The sequence below is a fragment of the Clostridium sp. CX1 genome, from assembly GCF_025398335.1.
GTDB lineage: Bacteria > Bacillota > Clostridia > Clostridiales > Clostridiaceae > Clostridium_AM > Clostridium_AM tanneri.
Map to the genome: position 1 here is coordinate 1 of NZ_JAODOO010000010.1, position 20,703 is coordinate 20,703.

17 protein-coding genes are annotated in these 20,703 nt (G+C 32.0%); 10 read left to right on the forward strand and 7 right to left on the reverse strand.

Annotation, left to right across the window (positions count from 1 at the left end; genetic code table 11):
• Positions 1-267: 267 nt before the first annotated feature.
• Positions 268-1,722 carry a glutamate--tRNA ligase gene (gene gltX, locus N4T77_RS12010; RefSeq protein ID WP_261672042.1) on the reverse strand — a complete coding sequence of 485 codons (1,455 nt, stop codon included), beginning with the start codon at positions 1,720-1,722 and terminating at the stop codon, positions 268-270.
• Positions 1,723-2,476: 754 nt separating this feature from the next.
• On the opposite strand from gltX, the gene gap reads away from it, so the two are divergent.
• A complete protein-coding gene (gene gap / locus N4T77_RS12015) occupies positions 2,477-3,529 on the forward strand; it encodes a type I glyceraldehyde-3-phosphate dehydrogenase (RefSeq protein WP_261672043.1) in 1,053 nt (350 codons plus the stop codon).
• Between the two features lie 207 nt (positions 3,530-3,736).
• A complete protein-coding gene (locus N4T77_RS12020; RefSeq protein ID WP_261672044.1) occupies positions 3,737-4,819 on the forward strand; it encodes a 4Fe-4S dicluster-binding protein in 1,083 nt (360 codons plus the stop codon).
• Positions 4,820-4,854: 35 nt separating this feature from the next.
• Here the strand turns inward: N4T77_RS12020 and N4T77_RS12025 are convergent, their stop codons facing one another.
• The 3 genes from N4T77_RS12025 to N4T77_RS12035 all read right to left on the reverse strand — a co-directional run bounded on the left by N4T77_RS12025 (position 4,855) and on the right by N4T77_RS12035 (position 8,134).
• Entirely contained in the window at positions 4,855-5,103 is a 249-nt protein-coding gene (locus tag N4T77_RS12025; protein WP_261672045.1) for a hypothetical protein, read from the reverse strand.
• Between the two features lie 74 nt (positions 5,104-5,177).
• Positions 5,178-6,692: an MBL fold metallo-hydrolase RNA specificity domain-containing protein gene (locus tag N4T77_RS12030; protein WP_261672046.1), complete on the reverse strand. Its 1,515-nt coding sequence runs from the start codon at positions 6,690-6,692 to the stop codon at positions 5,178-5,180.
• A 176-nt stretch (positions 6,693-6,868) separates the two neighbouring features.
• Entirely contained in the window at positions 6,869-8,134 is a 1,266-nt protein-coding gene (locus N4T77_RS12035; protein WP_261672047.1) for a D-alanyl-D-alanine carboxypeptidase family protein, read from the reverse strand.
• A 219-nt stretch (positions 8,135-8,353) separates the two neighbouring features.
• Here N4T77_RS12035 and N4T77_RS12040 point away from each other — a divergent pair, with 219 nt between their 5' ends.
• Positions 8,354-8,959, forward strand: a complete 606-nt coding sequence (locus tag N4T77_RS12040) for a CoA pyrophosphatase (protein WP_261672048.1) — start codon at positions 8,354-8,356, stop codon at positions 8,957-8,959.
• A gap of 51 nt (positions 8,960-9,010) precedes the next feature.
• On the opposite strand, the gene N4T77_RS12045 is transcribed toward N4T77_RS12040, so the two are convergent.
• Together N4T77_RS12045 and N4T77_RS12050 are read right to left on the reverse strand one after the other, a co-directional pair.
• Complete coding sequence (locus N4T77_RS12045; protein WP_261672049.1) at positions 9,011-9,358, reverse strand: hypothetical protein; 348 nt, start codon at positions 9,356-9,358, stop codon at positions 9,011-9,013.
• Positions 9,359-9,464: 106 nt separating this feature from the next.
• Entirely contained in the window at positions 9,465-9,854 is a 390-nt protein-coding gene (locus N4T77_RS12050; protein ID WP_261672050.1) for a helix-turn-helix domain-containing protein, read from the reverse strand.
• A 294-nt stretch (positions 9,855-10,148) separates the two neighbouring features.
• Here N4T77_RS12050 and N4T77_RS12055 point away from each other — a divergent pair, with 294 nt between their 5' ends.
• Positions 10,149-10,379 (forward strand): hypothetical protein, encoded by a 231-nt coding sequence (locus N4T77_RS12055; protein WP_261672051.1) that lies wholly within the window; start codon positions 10,149-10,151, stop codon positions 10,377-10,379.
• Between the two features lie 165 nt (positions 10,380-10,544).
• Here the strand turns inward: N4T77_RS12055 and N4T77_RS12060 are convergent, their stop codons facing one another.
• Positions 10,545-12,026 carry a nicotinate phosphoribosyltransferase gene (locus N4T77_RS12060; RefSeq protein WP_261672052.1) on the reverse strand — a complete coding sequence of 494 codons (1,482 nt, stop codon included), beginning with the start codon at positions 12,024-12,026 and terminating at the stop codon, positions 10,545-10,547.
• Positions 12,027-12,204: 178 nt separating this feature from the next.
• On the opposite strand from N4T77_RS12060, the gene N4T77_RS12065 reads away from it, so the two are divergent.
• From N4T77_RS12065 to N4T77_RS12090, 6 genes are all read left to right on the forward strand, one after another.
• Positions 12,205-14,226, forward strand: a complete 2,022-nt coding sequence (locus N4T77_RS12065) for an ATP-dependent helicase (RefSeq protein WP_261672053.1) — start codon at positions 12,205-12,207, stop codon at positions 14,224-14,226.
• A gap of 110 nt (positions 14,227-14,336) precedes the next feature.
• Positions 14,337-15,557, forward strand: a complete 1,221-nt coding sequence (locus N4T77_RS12070) for an SGNH/GDSL hydrolase family protein (protein ID WP_261672054.1) — start codon at positions 14,337-14,339, stop codon at positions 15,555-15,557.
• A 137-nt stretch (positions 15,558-15,694) separates the two neighbouring features.
• Positions 15,695-15,994, forward strand: a complete 300-nt coding sequence (locus N4T77_RS12075) for a hypothetical protein (protein ID WP_261672055.1) — start codon at positions 15,695-15,697, stop codon at positions 15,992-15,994.
• 94 nt (positions 15,995-16,088) lie between these two features.
• Positions 16,089-18,206, forward strand: coding sequence for a cell division protein FtsA (locus N4T77_RS12080; protein WP_261672056.1), 2,118 nt, complete (start codon positions 16,089-16,091; stop codon positions 18,204-18,206).
• Between the two features lie 66 nt (positions 18,207-18,272).
• Positions 18,273-19,445 carry a M20 family metallopeptidase gene (locus tag N4T77_RS12085; RefSeq protein ID WP_261672057.1) on the forward strand — a complete coding sequence of 391 codons (1,173 nt, stop codon included), beginning with the start codon at positions 18,273-18,275 and terminating at the stop codon, positions 19,443-19,445.
• Positions 19,446-19,741: 296 nt separating this feature from the next.
• Positions 19,742-20,701 (forward strand): RluA family pseudouridine synthase, encoded by a 960-nt coding sequence (locus N4T77_RS12090; RefSeq protein WP_261672058.1) that lies wholly within the window; start codon positions 19,742-19,744, stop codon positions 20,699-20,701.
• Positions 20,702-20,703: the final 2 nt, after the last annotated feature.

Consider the following 20,703-nt stretch of genomic DNA (forward strand, 5'->3'; position numbering starts at 1 on the left):
AAAAAAGAAGTAGTTATTAAACTACTTCTTTTTTTATTTACAAATATAAGAATTACAGCCTCTTATGCCGATAACCTAAATGTGATATAAAAAGGATTCAAATTTTTCAGTTCTTGAAAAGATACAACGAAAAATTTGAATCCTTTTTAAATTAAAGTCAGTATTAGAGGCTGTTTTCTAAGTTAAGGTTGACAGAACGATAGAGATCTGTCCATATATAGGTAACTATATTTAACTTTTAAGGTTCTCTTTAATCAGAATACAGCTTTATTTAGCAGTCTGAAGTTTTTCAATACCTACTTTTATTCTTCTTATTGTTTCCTCTTTACCTAGAATTTCAGCTATTTCAAAGGCTCCTCCTGGAGAGGATTGTTTACCAGATACAGCAGTTCTAATTGGCCATAACACGATACCATTTTTCACGCCTAGTTCTTCCACTAACTCCATGCAGGAATTTTGGATATTATTTAGGTTCCAATCAGTTATGTTTTCGAATTTAGGTAATATTTTTTCAAGAGTCTCTAAGGAATTTTCGAAAGTAGTTTTCATCTTTTTGTGTAGATACATATCAATTGAGTATTCAGGTAGATCCTCAAATAAATCTATAAGCTCAGGAATTTGTGTTAATATTTCAACTCTTGTTTGCATTAGTTCACTTATCTTCATAAAGTCTAAGTCTTTAGTTATTACTTCCTTATAATAAGGAAGAGCCATTTTATTAAACTCATCTAAGGTTAACATTTTAATATATTCGCTGTTCATCCATCTTAGTTTAACATCATCAAATATTGATGGCGATTTATTTATGTTTCTATAGTCAAATACTTCAACTAATTCTTTTAAGCTAAATATCTCTTTTTCAGTACCTGGATTCCAACCTAAAAGAGCTATGTAGTTTAGAACTGCATCTTTTAGATAGCCTTTTTTAATTAGGTCTTCAAAGGAGGCATCTCCATTTCTCTTACTTAACTTATGCTGAGCATCCTTCATTATTGGAGGACAGTGAACATAAATCGGAATTTCCCATCCAAAAGCTTCATATAGTCTGTTGTATTTTGGAGATGATGATAAGTACTCACTTCCTCGAACAACATGGGTTATCCCCATAAGGTGATCGTCTACCACATTAGCAAAATTATATGTAGGGAAACCGTCAGATTTTATCAATACCATATCTTCAAGTTCGGAATTGTCTACAGAGATAGTTCCATAAATTTTATCATCAAAGGTTGTTGTTCCAGTAGTTGGGTTATTCTGTCTAATTACATAAGGAATACCAGATGATAACTTTTCCTCGATTTCTTCTTTTGAGAGGTGAAGACAATGTTTATCATATTTAGGTGTTTGTTTTTTAGCTTCTGCATCAGTTCTTAAAGCATCAAGTCTTTCCTTTGTGCAGAAACAATAATAAGCTTCACCCTTGTCTATTAGTTTTTTAGCATACTCTAAATATATAGCTGTTCTTTCACTTTGCACATATGGTCCTACAGGTCCGCCTATATCAGGACCTTCATCGTGCTTTAATCCTGTAATCTTTAAAGTATTGTAGATAATATCTAGAGCTCCCTCTACAAATCTTTCCTGGTCAGTATCTTCAACTCTAAATATAAAATCGCCGTCTTCATGCTTAGAGATTAAATAAGCGTATAATGCAGTTCTTAAATTACCAACGTGCATATATCCTGTTGGACTTGGCGCAAATCTTGTTCTAATTTTAGCCATTTTTTTCACTCCTATTTCTTTAAAATAAAAACCTCTCATCACCTGGACGAAAGGTAGTTTAGAAAAATATTACTCTTATTAAATGATATACTAATGAACATTTTGTGTCAAGTTACATTTATGTTCTACAATTTTTATTATCAATGATTTGTTTACAATTTATCAAAGAGGAGTGCATTATTTTTAACAAGCTTTTCAGCAATTTCATTAATGATAGTAACTATTGTAATCTATATGATAAATTGGAAAAGTGATGTTTCAACTGACTTAATATTAGCAATACTTTTAACTATAATCCTTATTATAGAGACAGCTTCATTTCTTGTGTGTAAATTTCCATCTAAAAAGTTAGTTATATCTACAAAAGAATATATCCTATATTTATATAAATGAAGGATGAGAAAAGAGCTTTTCTATAATTGAGGACTTATATTCTTCGATGATATATTTAATCATGTCGCTGCCATATTCCACAGGTGGAGTAATGTCAGCAGAACGGTAATAAGATATTAACCATATAAGTATAAAATATATATAAATGGGTATATAGTGTAGCAAAATTAAGATATATAATGAAAGATTGAGATATTCCCTAATAAAGATACGTAAAATATAATTGACATAAATAAATATTATTGTTATAAATAATATAGCACATATATTAAATAGTGTGCATATATTATTAATAAATAAAGATATTATGATGTGTAATTATTTGAATAATATATCATACAAGATTTAGGGGGAAAAATAAATGTCTATAAAAGTTGCTATTAATGGATTTGGAAGAATAGGAAGAGCAGCACTTAGAATTGCTCAGGAAAGATTAGATGATAACGTTGAGATTGTAGCTATTAATGCTAGAGCAGATAGTGATACCTTAGCTCATCTTTTCAGATATGATTCTTGTTATGGAAGATTTAGAGGAAACATAAAGACTACAGAAAACTCTATTATAATAAATGGTTCCGAAATTAAAATATATAATGAAAATGATCCTGAGAACTTGCCATGGAAAAAACTTGGTGTAGATATAGTTATCGAATCTACAGGAATCTTTAAAACTAAAGAAAAACTTATGAAACACATAAAGGCTGGTGCAAAAAAAGTTATATTAACTGCTCCAGCAAAGGATGAAGACATTACTGTTGTTATGGGAGTAAATGAAAAGGATTTAGATATAGAAAATCACAGTGTAATTTCAAATGCATCTTGTACTACTAACTGTTTAGCTCCTTTCGCTAAAGTTTTAGACGATAACTTTGGAATTGTAAAGGGATTAATGACAACTATACATTCCTATACAAATGACCAAAGAATATTAGATAAAACTCATAAGGATTTGAGAAGAGCAAGAGCAGCAGGGGAGTCAATAATACCAACTACTACAGGTGCTGCTAAAGCTGTAGAAAAGGTACTTCCAAATCTTAAAGGAAAGTTAAACGGATTCTCAGTAAGAATACCAACTCCTACAGTTTCCTTAACAGATTTAGTTTGTGAACTATCCAAACCTGTTACAGTAGAAGAGGTTAACAATGCATTTAAAGAAGCTGCAGAAGGATATATGGAAGGAATACTTGGATATTCAGAGGAACCACTTGTATCTATAGATTATAAAGGTGATGATAGGTCTTCTATAGTAGACGGTTTATCAACAATGGTAATTAGTGATAACATGATAAAAGTAGTTTCTTGGTATGATAATGAATGGGGATATTCCTGTAGAACTATAGATCTTGTAAACTATGTTGCTGAGTTAATGCAACAACAATACGACTATGATATGGATATAGCTGCTAACAGCTAAAAAATTATGGCTTTCCAAAAGGAAAGCCATAATTTTTTTATATAACTAATATAATTTAATGAGGGAGTTATTAGAATAGAGTAATTTTGTTAAGAAGGAAAATAATAAAAAATGTAGAAATTATTTATATAGAAGAGTTTAAAACTTAATTTATATATATTTAGAATTGCTGATGATTTAATAGAATAATTGATTGGGGGGAGTTATATGGCAGATTTAAGCGTAAACCTTCGTGGCATAAGATTAAAGAATCCAGTTATGCCTGCTGCTGGTCCACAGGTTAGAAATGCTGAGTGTATGATGGAATGTGTAAGACAGGGCGTAGGAGCTTTAGTTACAAAAACCATTTCTCAGGAGCCGGCGGAAATACCGAGGCCCTGTATGCAGCAAACTAAAAGTGGACTTTTTTTAAATAGTGAATTATGGTCTGAAATATCTGCAGAACAGTGGGTAAAGGAGGAATATGAAAAGTGTAAGTATTCTGGAGTGCCTTTTATAGTAAGCTTAGGATATACTGCAGAAGAAATAGAAAGGCTGATACCTATAGTATCTCCTTATGCAGATGTAATAGAAATATCAACTCATTACATGGAAAAGGATATAGAGCCTGTAATTAAATCCTTAAAAATAGCAAAACTCACTGATAAACCTGTATATATAAAAATCAGCCCTGGTATTACTAAGATAGGATGGTATGTAAAAAGACTGGTAGAGGAAGGTGCTGATGGATTTGTCGCAATAAACTCCTTAGGTCCATGTCTCAATATCGATATAGAAACGGGATTACCCTATCTTGGTAGCGAAAAAGGATATGGATGGCTTTCAGGTAAGTCTTTAAATCCAATAGCCCTACGGTATGTTTATTCTATAGCAAATTCTGTAAAGGTTCCTGTAATTGGAGCAGGAGGAATTTCTAGCGGAGAAGATGTAATAGCTATGGTTATGGCAGGAGCATCTGCTGTCCAAATCTGTACTGCAGCTATACTGGAAGGACCAACTGTATACTCTAGAATAATAGGGGAAATGGATAGTTGGTTAAATAACCATGGGTACAATACTATTGAGGAAATAAGAGGCTTAACAGCTAGGAAGATAGCTGAAAGGAAGGTAATAACTTCACCAGTTTTTCCTAATATAGACAGGGGAAGATGTATATCCTGTGGAAAATGTGCTAGAGGCTGTACCTATAATGCTATAGAAATTAAGGATACAGCTGTTATAAATAAGACAAAGTGCTTTGGATGTGGATTGTGTATAACAAGATGTCCAGAGCTGGCAATAAAAATTTAACCAAGTAAAAACCCCATCCTGGAGATGGGGGTTTTTTATAGTGTCATATATTTTACGGATACACCTTTTACATCTAAAAGCTCTCTTTCAAGATCCTTTATTTTATCAAGCTCTGCACAGATATGTAAAATTATTAAACCTTTTTCAGAACAATGATCTGAATGAACTTCATGAAGACCTATCCTGGTTTTAATTATACAGCCATGTTTAGTTAAAACCGTTTGTACTTGAGGTGCATGAGCTGTTCTTGGATCAATTGTTAGAGCCATAATCACACTTTCCACAAAATCACTCCTTAATTAATAAATTGAATATATCTTTAGTATTACCTAAAAAATTATTTTTAAAGATTAATAGTTTAAATGTCTTTTATAGCATCTCTTATCTGATCTAATAGAAGGTTCTTATCCATAGCATCTAAATCCTCAACAGAATTGACAATTGAGACAATCTTATTTCTAACTAAGCTAAATTTCTGTGGTAACTTACCAGGTATAAAGCTATCACCAGGTTTAGCTATAAAAGTAGAATAGCCATTGAGCTCTAGTAACTCCTTAAATCCCTGCTGGGCGTTATTGTCCCCGTGAACTAGTATTACTTTCTCTGGTTTAGCTCTTAGCCCTTCTAGCCAGTCTATAAGGCCATTCTGATCTGCATGACCTGAAAGACCATGCATGTTATAAATCTTTGCATTTACGGCAATTTCTTCGCCAAATATCCTAACCTTCTTAGCACCTTCAATTATATTTCTTCCTAATGTGCCTTCCGCTTGATATCCTACAAATACTATAGAGCATTCTTTTCTCCACAAATTATGCTTTAAGTGATGCTTTATTCTCCCAGCCTCACACATGCCGCTAGCAGATATTATAATTGCTCCTTTTTGAATTTTATTAAGTTTCATCGATTCTTCAGCTGATTTTGTAAAGGTTAGACCATTGAACCATAAAGGGTCATCTCCACTATTTAAAAGCTTGGTAGCTTCATCATCATAATATTTGTGGTGTTTAGCAAATATTGCAGTAGATTCAGAGGCTAGAGGACTATCTACGTAAACAGAAACATTTGGCAGCATATTATTTTCTATATAATTATTTAAAGCATATAAAACCTCTTGGGTTCTTCCTACAGCAAAGGAAGGGATTATAACATTACCTCCTTTTCTAAAGGTACCTTTTATAATATCTGCGAAATCCTTTAGTTCTGAGGATAAATTGCCGTGAAGTCTGTTACCATAGGTGGTCTCCATAATTACATAATCTGCGTAATCAATAATAGTAGGATCTTTTAATATAGGTATATGCTTATTTCCAAGATCTCCGGTATAAACAATTTTAGTTTGTTTATTATCCTCAGATATAAGCATTTCTATTATAGCTGAACCTAATAGGTGTCCAGCATCTCTAAATCTAATTTTAAAGCCGTCGAAAGGTTCCACCCATTGGTCATAAGGATATCCTTTAAAAAGATACATGGAAACTTGGGCTATTTTTGAGGTATATAGAGGTTCTAGTAAAGGTAAACCTTGTCTAATTCTTTTTCTATTTTTCCACTCCATTTCAAATTCTTGAATATGTCCACTGTCTGCCAACATTACATTACACAGATCTAATGTTCCTTCCGTGCATAGGACAGTTCCTTTAAATCCCTGCTTATATAGAAGAGGAATCCTCCCACTATGATCTATATGGGCATGGGATAGAATTACAAAATCAATGTCTTTAGGATTGAAGAAGAAGCTTTCGTTACCTCTATCATGCTCATCTTTTCCTTGATACATCCCGCAGTCTAACAAAATGTTTTTACCCTTAACTTTAAGTAAGTGGCAGGAGCCGGTAACGCAACCAGCTGCGCCATTAAATTCAATTTTCATCTAAATCCCCCTTTGTATATTGCTTGTATTAATCATATTATAATTTAAAAAAGTTTATGTTAATTACAGGTGATATTTATTTTTTTCATATGTAGGTAAATGTATACGCAAAAACTTAAACAACTAAAAGAGAGAGCATACCAGTATAAAAACCGGTATGCTCTCTCTTTTATAAATTAAATATACTTTCCTCTTCTTCTTCTTCTCTTAATATCTAGTATTTTTTTAACTATAAACGCTACAACGGCAACTGCAGCTAATACTACAAGAGCTGCTACACCATATATAGGTAAGTTAGTCTTTGTAACTGTTCCTTTCGGCACATTTGCGTATAGTTTATAATCCTTAGATGCGTTTCTTTCTTTAATCGTTAAAGTACCAATGGGATTGTTTCCTTTTAAGCTTGCAACAGTTATGTTATCTAGCTTTATTTCTTCTTTTAATTCACTTTTATTTACTGCATTGTTGTAGTATTTGCTATCATCCTTTATTACTACTGGTACATCTATAGTTCTCTCTGGGCCTATAAATCCTAAAGGCTTATACTTAACAGTTTTAGTTGTTATTACTGAGTCTTTTTTATGTAGAGTTTCAGGCTTTATAGAATAACTCCAGTCCATAATTTTTTTCATATCTTCAAAAACCATAGTATCATTTTGGTCATATACTGAATTCATCACAACTCCTAGAATTTTTCGTCCATCCTTTTCTTTTACAGCTACAAGGCACCTTCCTGCAGCGGCAGTATATCCAGTTTTACCTCCAATATAACCATCTTGTCCTAAAAGTTTATTTCTATTTTCTATTATGAATGTTGTACCTTTGGAAGTCTTTATGGTACTTTTTAACTTACCCATAGATTCTTTTACCCATGAATTCTGAGAGGCAGTCTTAGCAATTATACCTAAATCATAAGCTGTAGTATAATGATTTGCATCATGAAGCCCATTAGGTGTAATAAAATGGGTGTTTTTAAGACCTAATTTTTTTATTTCTTCATTCATTTTATTTTCAAAATCTTTTGCACTTGTTCCTACATTTTCAGCAATCATATAAGCAACATCGTTTCCGGAATAAAGTAAAAGACCGTCCATAGCATTTTCGGCAGACATCTTTTCGCCTACATCGATAGAATGTAAGTTTATGTTAAGAGAATATTCAGGTTGACTTTTAGCACCTTCTGTATAACTAAGCATATCTGTCTTGCCTTTATTTTCTGCAAGAAGTAATGCTGTCAAAAGCTTTGTAGTACTTGCAGGATACATTTGCTTGTCTATATCCTTTGCATAAATTATTTCACCTGTTTTCATATCTATTGTAATAGCTGCTTTACCATGAATTTCAGGTTCTACTTTTGTCGTATCCTCTGCAGCAAATACATTAAAGGTTAGTGAGAAAGTAAGAAAAAACGATAATAATAAAGGTAACTTTTTTGATTTCACGGCTCATCTCTCCATTTACAATAATTTTATATACATATTACAATATTAAATATTATAATTAGACTATAGATAAGGTTTTATTTATCTACAGAACTATTTTAAAGTATAACACTTAGAAAAAAAATTTACAATCTATATGAACCTGGTTATAAAAAATTAATCGAAAGTTATCACAAAATAACTATAGTGAAACCTATTGCAGGAGTGGAGGAATGTTGTATGTTAAATAAGGTAGAGAAAAGCTTTAAAAATAGAGAAGCCGGTATCTTAGGAAATCATAAAAAGAGTGCAGTAACTATTTTACTATTAGACGAAGGTGAAAAAACAAGTGTTATTTTTGAGGTCAGATCATTAACTTTGAGAAGACAACCTGGCGATATATGTCTGCCAGGTGGAAAAGTAGAAAAGGGAGAAACACCGAGAGAAGCGGCTATAAGAGAGACTATGGAAGAATTGAACTTACAAAGAGATGATATAGAAGTAATAGGAGATATGGATTATGTAGTTACTCCTTATGGTTTTATAATGTATCCTTTTGTTGCGAAGCTAAATAAAAGTGAAATTAAGCCTAATAGAGAAGAAGTTGACCATGTATTTAAGGTTCCGCTAGAGTTTTTTATAGAGAGTTCACCAGAGCTTTTCGAATTGCCTTTAGTACCGAATCCAGGAGAGGATTTTCCTTACCATTTAATAAGGAATGGTAAGGATTATCAATTTAGGGTTGGAAAGATACCTGAGTATTTTTATAAATATAATGATTATATTATATGGGGATTCACAGCTCTTATTATTAAAAGTTTTGTCGATATAATAAAGTCAGATTAATATGGATATATACACTAATTACCTACTAGGATGAAAGAAAAAAGAAGGCTTTTAAGCAGAAGCCTTCTTTTTTGTCCGTGGAAAAAATATTAAAGACAAAACTATAAGTACCGCATAAATGATTAAATAAATTATTGGAATTAAGGCAACTGAATATAAAAATTTCAAGTACGCAAAAGCTGCTATAGAAACCACAAACCAGAAAATACAAACATAGGACATTTTTCTATTTCTTTCTCTCCAACTCTCCGGATCTTTCATATTCCCAATTATTTTTTCTCTATTAGAGTTATCAGGAGAACTTTTAACTATCAAAAGTCTAAAATATAAGTAGGCAGCAATTGCAATTATAGCTACTGCTAAAAAGAAATATGAAAGGGATATACTTGGAAGATACATATGACCAACTCCTTTTCAATAAATTTTTATCATAGTTAGTTTAACCAAAAAATAAAAAAATAAGTAGTATATACTTTAATGGTATAGGCTACTTATTTACATTAATTTATTTTGCGACGGAATGATCCTTTTCTAGTTCCAAGCATTTTTGAACTTTTTCATAATATTCTTTTCCCCATTTACACATAGTGTCTAAAATAGGCATCAAGCTTTTTCCTTCAATTGTTAAAGAATATTCAACCTTTGGTGGAACTTGGGGGTATATTTTTCTATTAATCATACCATCTGCTTCAAGTTCTCTTAATTGTTGAGTTAGCATTTTCTGGGTAATTCCAGGCAGAGATTTTTTTACTTCGCTGAACCTTTTAGTTCCTCCTGTTCCCAGGTGCCATAGAATTAAGGGTTTCCATTTTCCACCTATTATATCCAAAGTTAACTCCACAGAACAGGTATATTCTTTATTTCTTATCTTCATGACTTTGATTTCCTTGTCCATAAAACAACTCCCCTTTAAATTTGCTACGATGGATGATGGGATGCATGTAAACTAAGTATATTTTTTATACTTTTTTACTATTAAAGATGTACTTTATAATAAAGTAACTATCCAAGATTATATCACTTATACAGGCATTATTCAATTTAAATAATGCTAAAGAAATATTAGTAAAACAAAAGTCCAAATAGCAAAGGAATGAAAATTTTTAAAATTTGGTAAATTATATTCATTTTTACATATGGTTGTTGTATAATAGGGGTAACATGATAATATCTTTTTAGGAGAGGGTGTATGATAATGGAGGAATGCCCATTTTTATCAACGTACGAAAATGATGTAGAGTGTTTTAAGGATTGTGCTTTATATAACTACAAAGGGACAGGCGGTATTTGTCCTTTTAAAAATGTTCCTAGTTATAAGATGCACAGGGTTGATAGTGAAAAAAGTGATTTAGACTTTTTAGAAAGAGACTTAAACTTTATAAGAGAAACTTATTTAGAGAGACATAATCAATATCTATAAACAATGGACAAAGGGTAAGATATTTTAATCTATAATTAAGATAAAGACTAGTAGAATTAATAGTTAAAAAGAGAAAAGTGCTGTTTTGATATATAATTTTAAAAAGATAAAATGGTGATTATAACATAAAAGCGGCTATATCGCCGCTTTTACTAATTGCACAAGCTATTCTTCATAGTTACTTGAATACTTATGAAGCAATTCTTGTTTTAAATTCCACAGTTTTTTTGATAAATCTACATAGTAAGTATGAGGATTTTCGAATCTTAAAACCTCTGGCCACATTCGTTCAGTTTCCTGTTTAACAATTTCTCTTATATCCATAACTTCAGGACTTTCATAGACTAGCTGCCCCTTATCAAAAATCTGCACCATAAGCTCTTTAACATAATACTCTTTAATCTTTTTCTTTTTCCAAGTAAAAACAGGATCAAATATTTCTATAGGTTCATTTTCGTCTATTACTTCATCGTTTAACGTTATTAAATCAGCAATAGCTTTATTTTCTGCCTTATCAAATATTCTATAGATCTTCTTAAAGCCTGGATTTGTTATTTTTTCTTCATTTTCGCTTATTTTTATTTTTGCTACTATATTTCCAGAGTTATCTTCCACTGCTGCTAACTTATATACTCCTCCGAAGACTGGCTCTGATTTGGCAGTAATTAGTCTTTCACCAACTCCAAAAGAATCTATATGAGCTCCTTGACTTAATACATCCCTGATAATAAATTCATCAAGAGAATTTGATACAATGATTTTTACATCACTGAAACCTTCTGCATCAAGAATTTCCCTGCATTTTTTTGAGAGATAAGTTATATCACCACTGTCTATTCTTATACCCTTAGGTCTATAACCTTTAGGAATAAGGACTTCATTGAAAACCTTTATAGCATTAGGTAAGCCAGACTTAAGTACATTGTATGTATCAATAAGTAAGATACAGTTATCTGGGTATACATCAGCCCAAGCCTTAAAGGATTCATATTCTGTTGGAAATAACTGAATCCAACTGTGAGCCATGGTACCTATGGCTGGAATTCCAAACATTTGCTCTGCGATAGCACATGCAGTAGAAGAACAACCTCCAATAGCAGCAGCCCTAGCACCGTATATAGCTCCATCGTAACCTTGAGCTCTTCTTGAACCAAATTCCATTACAGACTTTCCCTCTGCAGCTCTGCAAATCCTATTGGCTTTAGTAGCTATTAAAGTTTGATGGTTTATTGTAAGAAGAATCATAGTTTCAATAAATTGTGCCTGAATAGCTGGACCTTTAACAGTAATTAAAGGCTCATTTGGAAACACCGGGTTTCCTTCTGGAACTGCCCAGACATCACAGCTAAATTGGAAGTTTTCTAAATAATCCAAAAACTCTTTTGAGAATATATTTTTACTCTTTAAGTACTCAACGTCATCCTTGGAAAACTTAAGGTTGGATAAGTATTCAATTACCTGTTGCACCCCAGCCATTATGCAGTAGCCACCGCCATCAGGAACTCTTCTAAAGAACATATCAAAATAAGCTATCTTGTTTCCAATATCGCTTTCAAGATACCCATTGCCCATTGTAAGTTCGTAAAAATCTACTAGCATTGTAAGATTTCTTCCGTTTCTCACATCAAAATTCTTAGTATATTCCATAACAAAAACTCCTCTACATGTTTTAATAAAATGAATAAAGTTAACAATTATGTATATACACATTGTAATACTTTACTAAAATTATTACAATAGTGTTAAAAAGTCTACTATTGTAAGCTTATAAATATATAATAGATATTATATATTTATAAGTTGAATTATGCAAAGGGAGAAAATGATGATTGGAAATAATAATTTAGATTCATACCAAAAAAGGGCAGTATTTGCAGAAGATAAAAATGTTCTGGTGGTAGCCCCACCAGGCAGTGGCAAAACTACTGTTATTATAAGTAGAATTGTACATCTTATAGTCAATAAAAGGGTTAGTGTTGATAACATGATAGTAATAACTTTTACAAGGGCTGCTGCTTTGAATATGAAGGAAAGATTTTTAAAGCTAACAAAAGCTAGCAGGTCTCCTTTTTTTGGAACCTTTCATGCCTTATTTTATAAAATACTATCTAGGCATAAAGGAGATATAAATATAATAAAAACCTCTGAGGTCTATAAGTTAGTTAATGGAGTGCTAATCTCCTTTCTTGACTCTGTAAGTGATGAAAAAGTTAAGGAGATAATTAATGATATTTCACTTTTTAAAAATAGCCAAGTAGATATAAATGACTTTAAATCCAAGATAGATAAGGCAATATTTAGAGAATGCTTTACTGCTTATGAGAATTATAAAGAGGAAAATAGACTGATGGATTTTGATGATCTTCAGCTTAATACAAAAAAATTGTTTCTAGAAAAACCAGAACTTCTAGATGGATACAGATCACTTTTTAAATATATACTAGTTGATGAGTTTCAGGATTGCGATAAACTTCAAGTTGAGTTGCTACAAATGCTTGGAGTAGAGAACTCTATATTTGCAGTAGGAGATGAAGATCAATGTATATATGGTTTTAGGGGATCAAGACCAGACTGTATGGTTGAGTTTGACAGATATTTCAAAGATGGACAGAAGATATTTTTGCGTATTAATTATAGAAGCTCAGAGAATATAGTTTCCCTATCAAAAAAGTTAATTCAAAATAACAAAAACAGAAACAACAAGGAAATTGAAGCCAATAAAAGTGAAAGGGGAAACATTAAGATATATAATGTGGAAAACGAGAAAAGTCAGTCAGAAAGAATTATAGAAAGTATAGAGGGCTTAATTAAAGAAAATAACTATACTTACAAAGACATGGCGATTTTATATAGGACCAATATGGAGAGTAGAAGTATTATTGAAGCCTTATTAAAAAAAGATATCCCCCTTATGCTTATGGACAAGGAGTATGATTTTTTTGAACACTTTGTATGCAAGGATATTATAGCTTTTTTAAAGCTAAGTATTGACAGTACTGATAGAGAAAGCTTTGTAAGAATAATAAATAAGCCCTTTAGATATATTAGTAAGGTTAATATTGAGAAAGTTAGAAAAAGTATAATTAAAGACAATTGCTTCGAAATACTAAGAAATATAGAGGATATGCCTATTTTTCAAATTAAAAATATTGAAACTTTAGAGAGGGATATTCTAAGGTTAAATAAAATGAATCTTAAGGATGCAATAAATTTTATCATAAATAATTTAGGGTACCTGGACTACATAAGAGAATATAGTCAGAGAGTGAAAGCTGATACTTCGGAACTGAAGGATGTTTTGGAAGAGTTTAAAGAAGCTGCAGAAGATTATAATAGTATAACCAACTTCCTTCTTCATATAGATACTCTAAAGGATCAGCTTAAAAAAAAGTCTAAGGACACAAATGGAGTTGTTTTGAGTACAATACATGGTGTAAAAGGGATGGAATTTACTAACGTATTTATAATTAACTGTGACGAGGAAGTTATACCTCACATAAACAGTATTCCGCAAAACCTAGAAGAAGAAAGAAGATTATTTTATGTAGCAATTACAAGAGCAATACATAATATATATATGTACACCACTAAAACCTTGAAAGGAAGGGGGAGATCACTTTCGAGATTTATTAAGGAATTTGACATAGGTGTAGAGGAGCTACATAAGAAGGAAGCGGCAGTTAACATTCCTTATCAATTGGGGGAAGATATAGTCCACAAAGCCTATGGTAGTGGAAAGATATCTAAAATTGAAGGAAAATATATAAGTATTATTTTTAGTAATGGTATAGAAAGAAAGTTTGATGCATTAGTAGTTATTGATAGTGGATTATTACATAAATACTAAGCAACAATTCCTTAAAATGCATTTAATGCAGCATTTTTACACATATTAAAATATAGGGACTCTAAAGGCCTTAAAACCTAGGAGAAAAAAATCTATGAAGGAGTATGAATATGCGAGGAAAACTATTAATTATTTCTGCTGTAGCTGTATCTTGTGCGGTATTTTTTGCAAGTTCATTAAGAAAAAATAACCTATCAAAAAACGTTGAACCACCGCCAGAAACAATTGAAGAGCCATCACCTTATAAAAAATATGGGTATAATATCGATGAAGCTTTGTCAAAATATAAAAATGCGTTGAAAAATACAAATACGCAGAAAGTAAAAATATATTGTATAGGTGAATCTAACACAAGAGGAGAATATTCCAGTGATGAGGTAAATAAGTCTTGGGTTGGAATAATGAAATCCTCTTTACAAAATAAGTACGGGAATGCAGGAGAAGGTTTTATTAGTGTATATGAAGGAGCATTACCTTCTGGCACTAATCCTAGATGGACATTAGGAGAAGGTTGGAGTGTTTCTGGCGCTAAAAATACTATTGTTTCTAATGTTGGCGGCTTTGGTGGTTGTTTTGCAACTTCTGCTAAAAATGCTTCACCAGCAACTTTAGTTTTCACTGGGACAGATTTAGATTTACTATACTCCAAGGTAACAGATGGTGGTACAGCTACAGTAACAATAGATGGTGCAGAAGTAGGAACTATAAATTGTTTGGGGGAAACAACTAGTTTCTCTCATAAAGTTTCTTATTCAGGTTTAAGCAACACTAAGCACACGCTGATAATAACTCCTAATACAACAGCAAGTATTTATATAGAAGGTGCAATTGCTTTATCAAGTCCAACAGGAATTCAAGTAGATAAAATAGCAATTTCCAGCAAAGGAGCAAGTTATTTTAATGCACTTTCACAAAAGAAAAGTTGGGACACATTAGCAGAGCCAAATTTAGTACTTTTATCCTTTGGACTTAATGAAGCAGCAAATGACGTTCCTGTTGAAGATTTTAAAGCGAACATGATAGACTTAGTAACCTATTGGCAAGGAAGAGGTAGTAGTGTATGTTTAATTCCAAACCAAAAACCTGCTGATACATGGACAACAAATTGGGCTGCATATGTAGCATCTATGTATGAAATAGCAGATACTTATAACACTGGTATTATAGATATTTACAAAGCATATTTTGAAGATTATACTGAAGCACAAAAGCAGGGCCTATTTGGAATGGGAGCTAACGATTACTCTGGAGGCAGTGGAACAAATACTGGTCACCCTAGTGACAAAGGTTATAAATATATTGGAGAAGTTGTTTATAATAATATACAATAATAGCTGATTATTATTATAAACAAACAAAATGTGATACATTATTAAGTGGCTGTGTAACAAAGTCTTTGACTTCTACATAATATATGATATACTATATATAGATTTGAATACAAAGATAAAAATCAGGAGGGAAACCAATGGTTGCATTTCAAAAAATGTGGGATGATGTAAATGTAATTTTATCAAAGGATGAAATTAAGAATATTGATATAGTGGAAAAATTTCAGAGTGGTTTTGTAGTTAAAGATAACGATAACACTCATTTTGTAACTAAGGATGATTTTGTGGACTTCTGGTGCAATATGCTTTGCTATAATGAGGTTGAAAAAGGTGAACTTTTAAAGGGTGAAAGATCAGGATTAAAGTATGTTTACGAAATAATAAAAACATTACCATATATAAATGAAAATGAAGGTACATTAAAGATAACAGAGTAGTTTATTGAATGTTTATTCATAATGTTATATAATTTTATTAAGCTCATATTCTTAGAATATGAGCTTTTAAATTATCAAAAAAGAGGTATGAAATATGGACAACATTAATATAAATACCCAAGACGTTATATTTGCATTGGATATAGGTACCCGTTCAGTAATAGGCACAGCGGGGATTGTAAAGGATAAGAAATTTCATGTAGTGGCAGAATATTCTATAGAACATGAAGAAAGGTCTATGATAGATGGACAAATTCATGATATAGGGCTAGTTGCTGCGGCAGTGAACAATGTAAAGAAAAAGCTGGAAGAAAGTCTAAATATGAAGATGGAAAAGGTTGCAATTGCTGCAGCTGGAAGATTTTTGAGAACAGTAATTTCAAAGGCTGAACTTAAATTAGACTATGATAGAGAAATAGATAATGATACAGTGAGAAGTCTTGAACTTACAGCAGTTAAAGCTGCTGAAGAAGAAATTAATGACCAAAGTGAAGGAAAGCTCTATTGTGTTGGGTACAGTGTCAGAAATTATTTTTTAAACGGATACATAATAAATAATTTGCTTGCACATAAGGGAGAAATCATATCAGCGGAAATTATAGCAACATTTTTGCCAAGATCTGTAGTGGATAGCCTTTATGCAGTTATGAATAAAGTAGGGCTTCAAGTGGCAAGTTTAACTTTAGAGCCTATAGCAGCTATGGAAGCAGCTATACCCAAGAATTTAAGGCTTCTAAATATAGCACTAGTAGATATAGGTGCAGGAACTTCTGATATAGCTATAAGCAGCAAGGACAGCATAAGTGCCTATGGGATGGTTCCAATTGCTGGTGATGAGGTAACAGAGACTATAGCACAAAGTTATTTAGTAGACTTCAACACTGCAGAGAATATAAAGAAGGATTGTACTAACAAGGAGATAATCTCTTATGTAGATGTATTGGGTTTAGAAAATGAGATAACTTCTGAAGAAGTAATTAAACTAATTACTCCTGTTGTGAGAAAAATAGCAGAGGAAATAGGCGCTACTGTTATAAGATTAAATGGAGATAAATCCCCAAATGCTATATTTCTTGTTGGAGGTGGAGCACATACCCCAATGCTTAAAGAATTTTTGGCGGAAAAGCTTAATATACCTATCCAAAGAATCGGAATAAGAGGAAGAGATGCAGTAGTCGATTGTGTCTGTCAGGATAATTCTATGGGAAGCATTGGGGTAACAGTTCTTGGTATCGCATTGATTTCAATAAAAAGGCTAGGTCATGACTTTATTGATGTAACGGTGAATGGAACGGTGATTAGTTTATTTAATTCACATAAGCATACAGTAATGGACGTTATGATGCAGGCTGGAGTTGATCCTAAGATACTTATAGGTAAAAACGGAAGAAATATGAGATTTAATTTAAATGGCATAAAACGAGTTGCCTTTGGCTCACTTGCTTCCAATGCAGAAATTTTTATAAATGGAGTTGCAAAAAGCATAGATGAAGAGGTAAAAGAGGGAGATACCGTAAACATTATCTATGCTAAAGCTGGAAAAGATGCATCGCCAAAGATAAAGGACTATGTTAAGAAACTTTACTCAGTAAGTTTTTTTATTAATGACATAATAGAAAATTTAGAACCTATTGGCATTATTAATGGGAAAAAAGCAGGTATAGAGGATGATATTAGAGAAGGGGACGAAGTACAAATAATATTTCCTGAAACCTTGGGAGATTATAAAAAGTATTATACAGATAATTCATTAGATTATAAGTACTTTTTAGATGGAGTGGAATTGTCAGATAACTATGTTATAAAGGATGAAAATAGGATATATAGAATTAAGAATGAAGAATCTGAAAGAGTTGACGGAAGCTTAAAAGAAGAGATTGTTGAAAAAGGTAAAGAAGACAATAACTTCAGCAGCAGTACAGAAAGCTATAATATTGATAATGACAAAGATACTATCAGTGAAGTAAGCAGCAGAGAGTATATAGATCTTGAGTTAGATAAAAATAATTCTGAGGAAATTGAGATTATAGTTAACGATAAATCTATTACTCTAAAGGGTAAGAAGGAGTATATATTTGTAGATATTTTTAACTACATAGAATTTGATTTAACGGTACCAAAAGGAAACCTTTATCTACGCTTAAATGGAAATAGTGCAGGATATTACGATAGCCTTAAAAACGGAGATCAGATAGAACTAGGTTGGGAATAAGAAAGTTAATAACTAAATATAAATGTTATTTCATAATTGTTAATTAAAAAGATTGGAGAGTTGACAATGGAACTAGATTTTTTTAAGATGGCTAAAGAAATTAAGGATGAATTAGTAGAAATAAGAAGAGACTTTCATAAAAATCCAGAGCTTGGTTATGAGGAGCATAGAACCTCAGAAAAGATAAAAGATTTTCTAAGAAGAGAGGGAATAGAGTTCTCAGAAACTGCTGGAACTGGTGTATGTGCAATAATAAGAGGTAATGGTGAAAAGACAATAGGTATAAGAGGAGATATAGACGCTCTTCCACTGGAAGATAAAAAGGGATGTGCGTATAGTTCTGCAGTAAAAGGAAAAATGCATGCCTGCGGACATGATGCTCACACTACTATACTTCTTGGAGTAGGAAAGGTTTTAAATAGGGTTAAAGATAGATTAAATGGAAACATAAAATTACTATTTGAGCCAGCGGAAGAAACTACTGGCGGAGCGCAGGTTATGATAAAGGAAGGAGTTCTTGAAAGGCCTCATGTAGACAGCGTTATAGGACTACATGTAGATGAGAACATAGAAGTAGGTAAGGTTGGAATTAAGTGGGGAGTAGTTAACGCTGCATCTAATCCCTTTACTATAAAAATAAAAGGTAGGGGAGCGCATGGGGCACGTCCTCATACTGGAATAGATCCAATAGTTATAGGAAGCTCTGTAGTTATGGCTCTTCAAAATATAATAAGCAGGGAGCTTCCTCCAACGGATCCAGCAGTTTTAACAATAGGTTCTTTTCATGGAGGTACTGCTCAAAATATAATCCCTGAAGAAGTGGTTATTTCAGGAATTATAAGGACCATGAGAACAGAACATAGAGAATATGTTAAGAAAAGACTTGTGGAAGTGGTGGAAGGAATAGTTCTCTCTATGAGAGGACAGTGCGAGATAGATATAGAAGAAAGTTACCCATGTCTGTACAATAATGATGATACAGTAAAGACGCTTTTAAGTTCAGCAGAGAGGGTTATAGGAAAAGAAAATATAAAAATACTAGATAGCCCAAGTATGGGCGTTGAAAGTTTTGCATATTTCTCTATGGAAAGGCCAGCTGCTTTTTACTATCTAGGCTCTAGAAACGAAAGTAAAGGAATAATACATCCTGCCCATGGAAGTCTATTTGATATTGATGAAGACTGTTTACCTATTGGTGTAGCAATACAATGTGAAACTGCTTTTAGATTACTTAAATAGCTTATATAAATAAAAGGCGAGGTAATTTAGTTACTCTAAGTTATCTCGTCTTTTCTAGCTTTTATGATTTACAAGTAATAGTTGTTGTGAAAATCCTAAATATAAATACAGTAAATGTGTTGCTTTTGGGAATAATAGTAGTATATAATTAGATGTTGTTAATGTATAAACTGTCAATATGAATATAAAAATGAAGATTGATGTAGAAAAGTAAGCAATCCCCTACAATTTTGTAGTGATGATTTATTCCTTTGATTAAAAAAGAACTATCATTAATAAATATAGGAGTGGATTTAATGAGAATAGAGATAGGACCAAATGAAGCAGGTCAGAGATTAGATAAATTTTTAAGAAAGTGGCTTAAGGACGTACCTTTAAGTGCTATATATAAGAGTATTAGAAAAGGCGATGTAAAAATTAATGGAAAAAAAGCAAAAGAAAAGTACTCTTTAGAGGAAGGTGACATACTGGAGACTAGAGAAATAGTTACAGAACAAAAGAAGGAAAAGTTCAACAGAATAGAAAATGAATTTTTAAAAGTGATTTACGAAGATGATAATATGCTTTTAGTAGAAAAGTGGCCAGGAGTTTTAGTACACTCTGATAGAAAGAATGGAGCTCCTACTCTTACTGATTATGTGCTCTCTTATTTATTTGATAAGGGTGATTACAGACCAGAAAGTGAAATAACTTTCATACCAGCACCTTGTAATAGATTAGATAGAAATACTTCTGGTATTGTAATTTTTGGAAAGAATTTTGAGGCTCTAAAGTTATTAAATGAAATGATAAGAGAAAGAAAAATAGAAAAGTATTATCAAGCTGTAGTAAGCGGAAGAATTAAAGATGGCCTATATGAGGCTTATATATCTAAAGATGAAGGAGAGAATATCTCTAAGGTTTTTGAAGAACCAAGAAAAAATACTAAGAAAATATCTACAGATGTTAAAACTATTAAGAGTATTGGAACCTTTTCATTAGTAGAATTAGAATTATTAACAGGAAGAAGTCATCAATTAAGAGCTCACTTAAGTCATTTAGGCAATCCTATTGTAGGAGACAGTAAATATGGAACAGCTAAGTCAAATAGCTTTTTTGTAAATAAGTATGGATTAAACTACCAGTTCTTATATGCATATAAACTAATTTTTAAGGATTGTCCGGAAAAGCTAGCTTATATGGAAAATAAAACTATTGCAGCAGCGTTGCCACCAGTACTCAAAAAGATCAAAAAGGATCTATTTGATAAGTTTTAAAA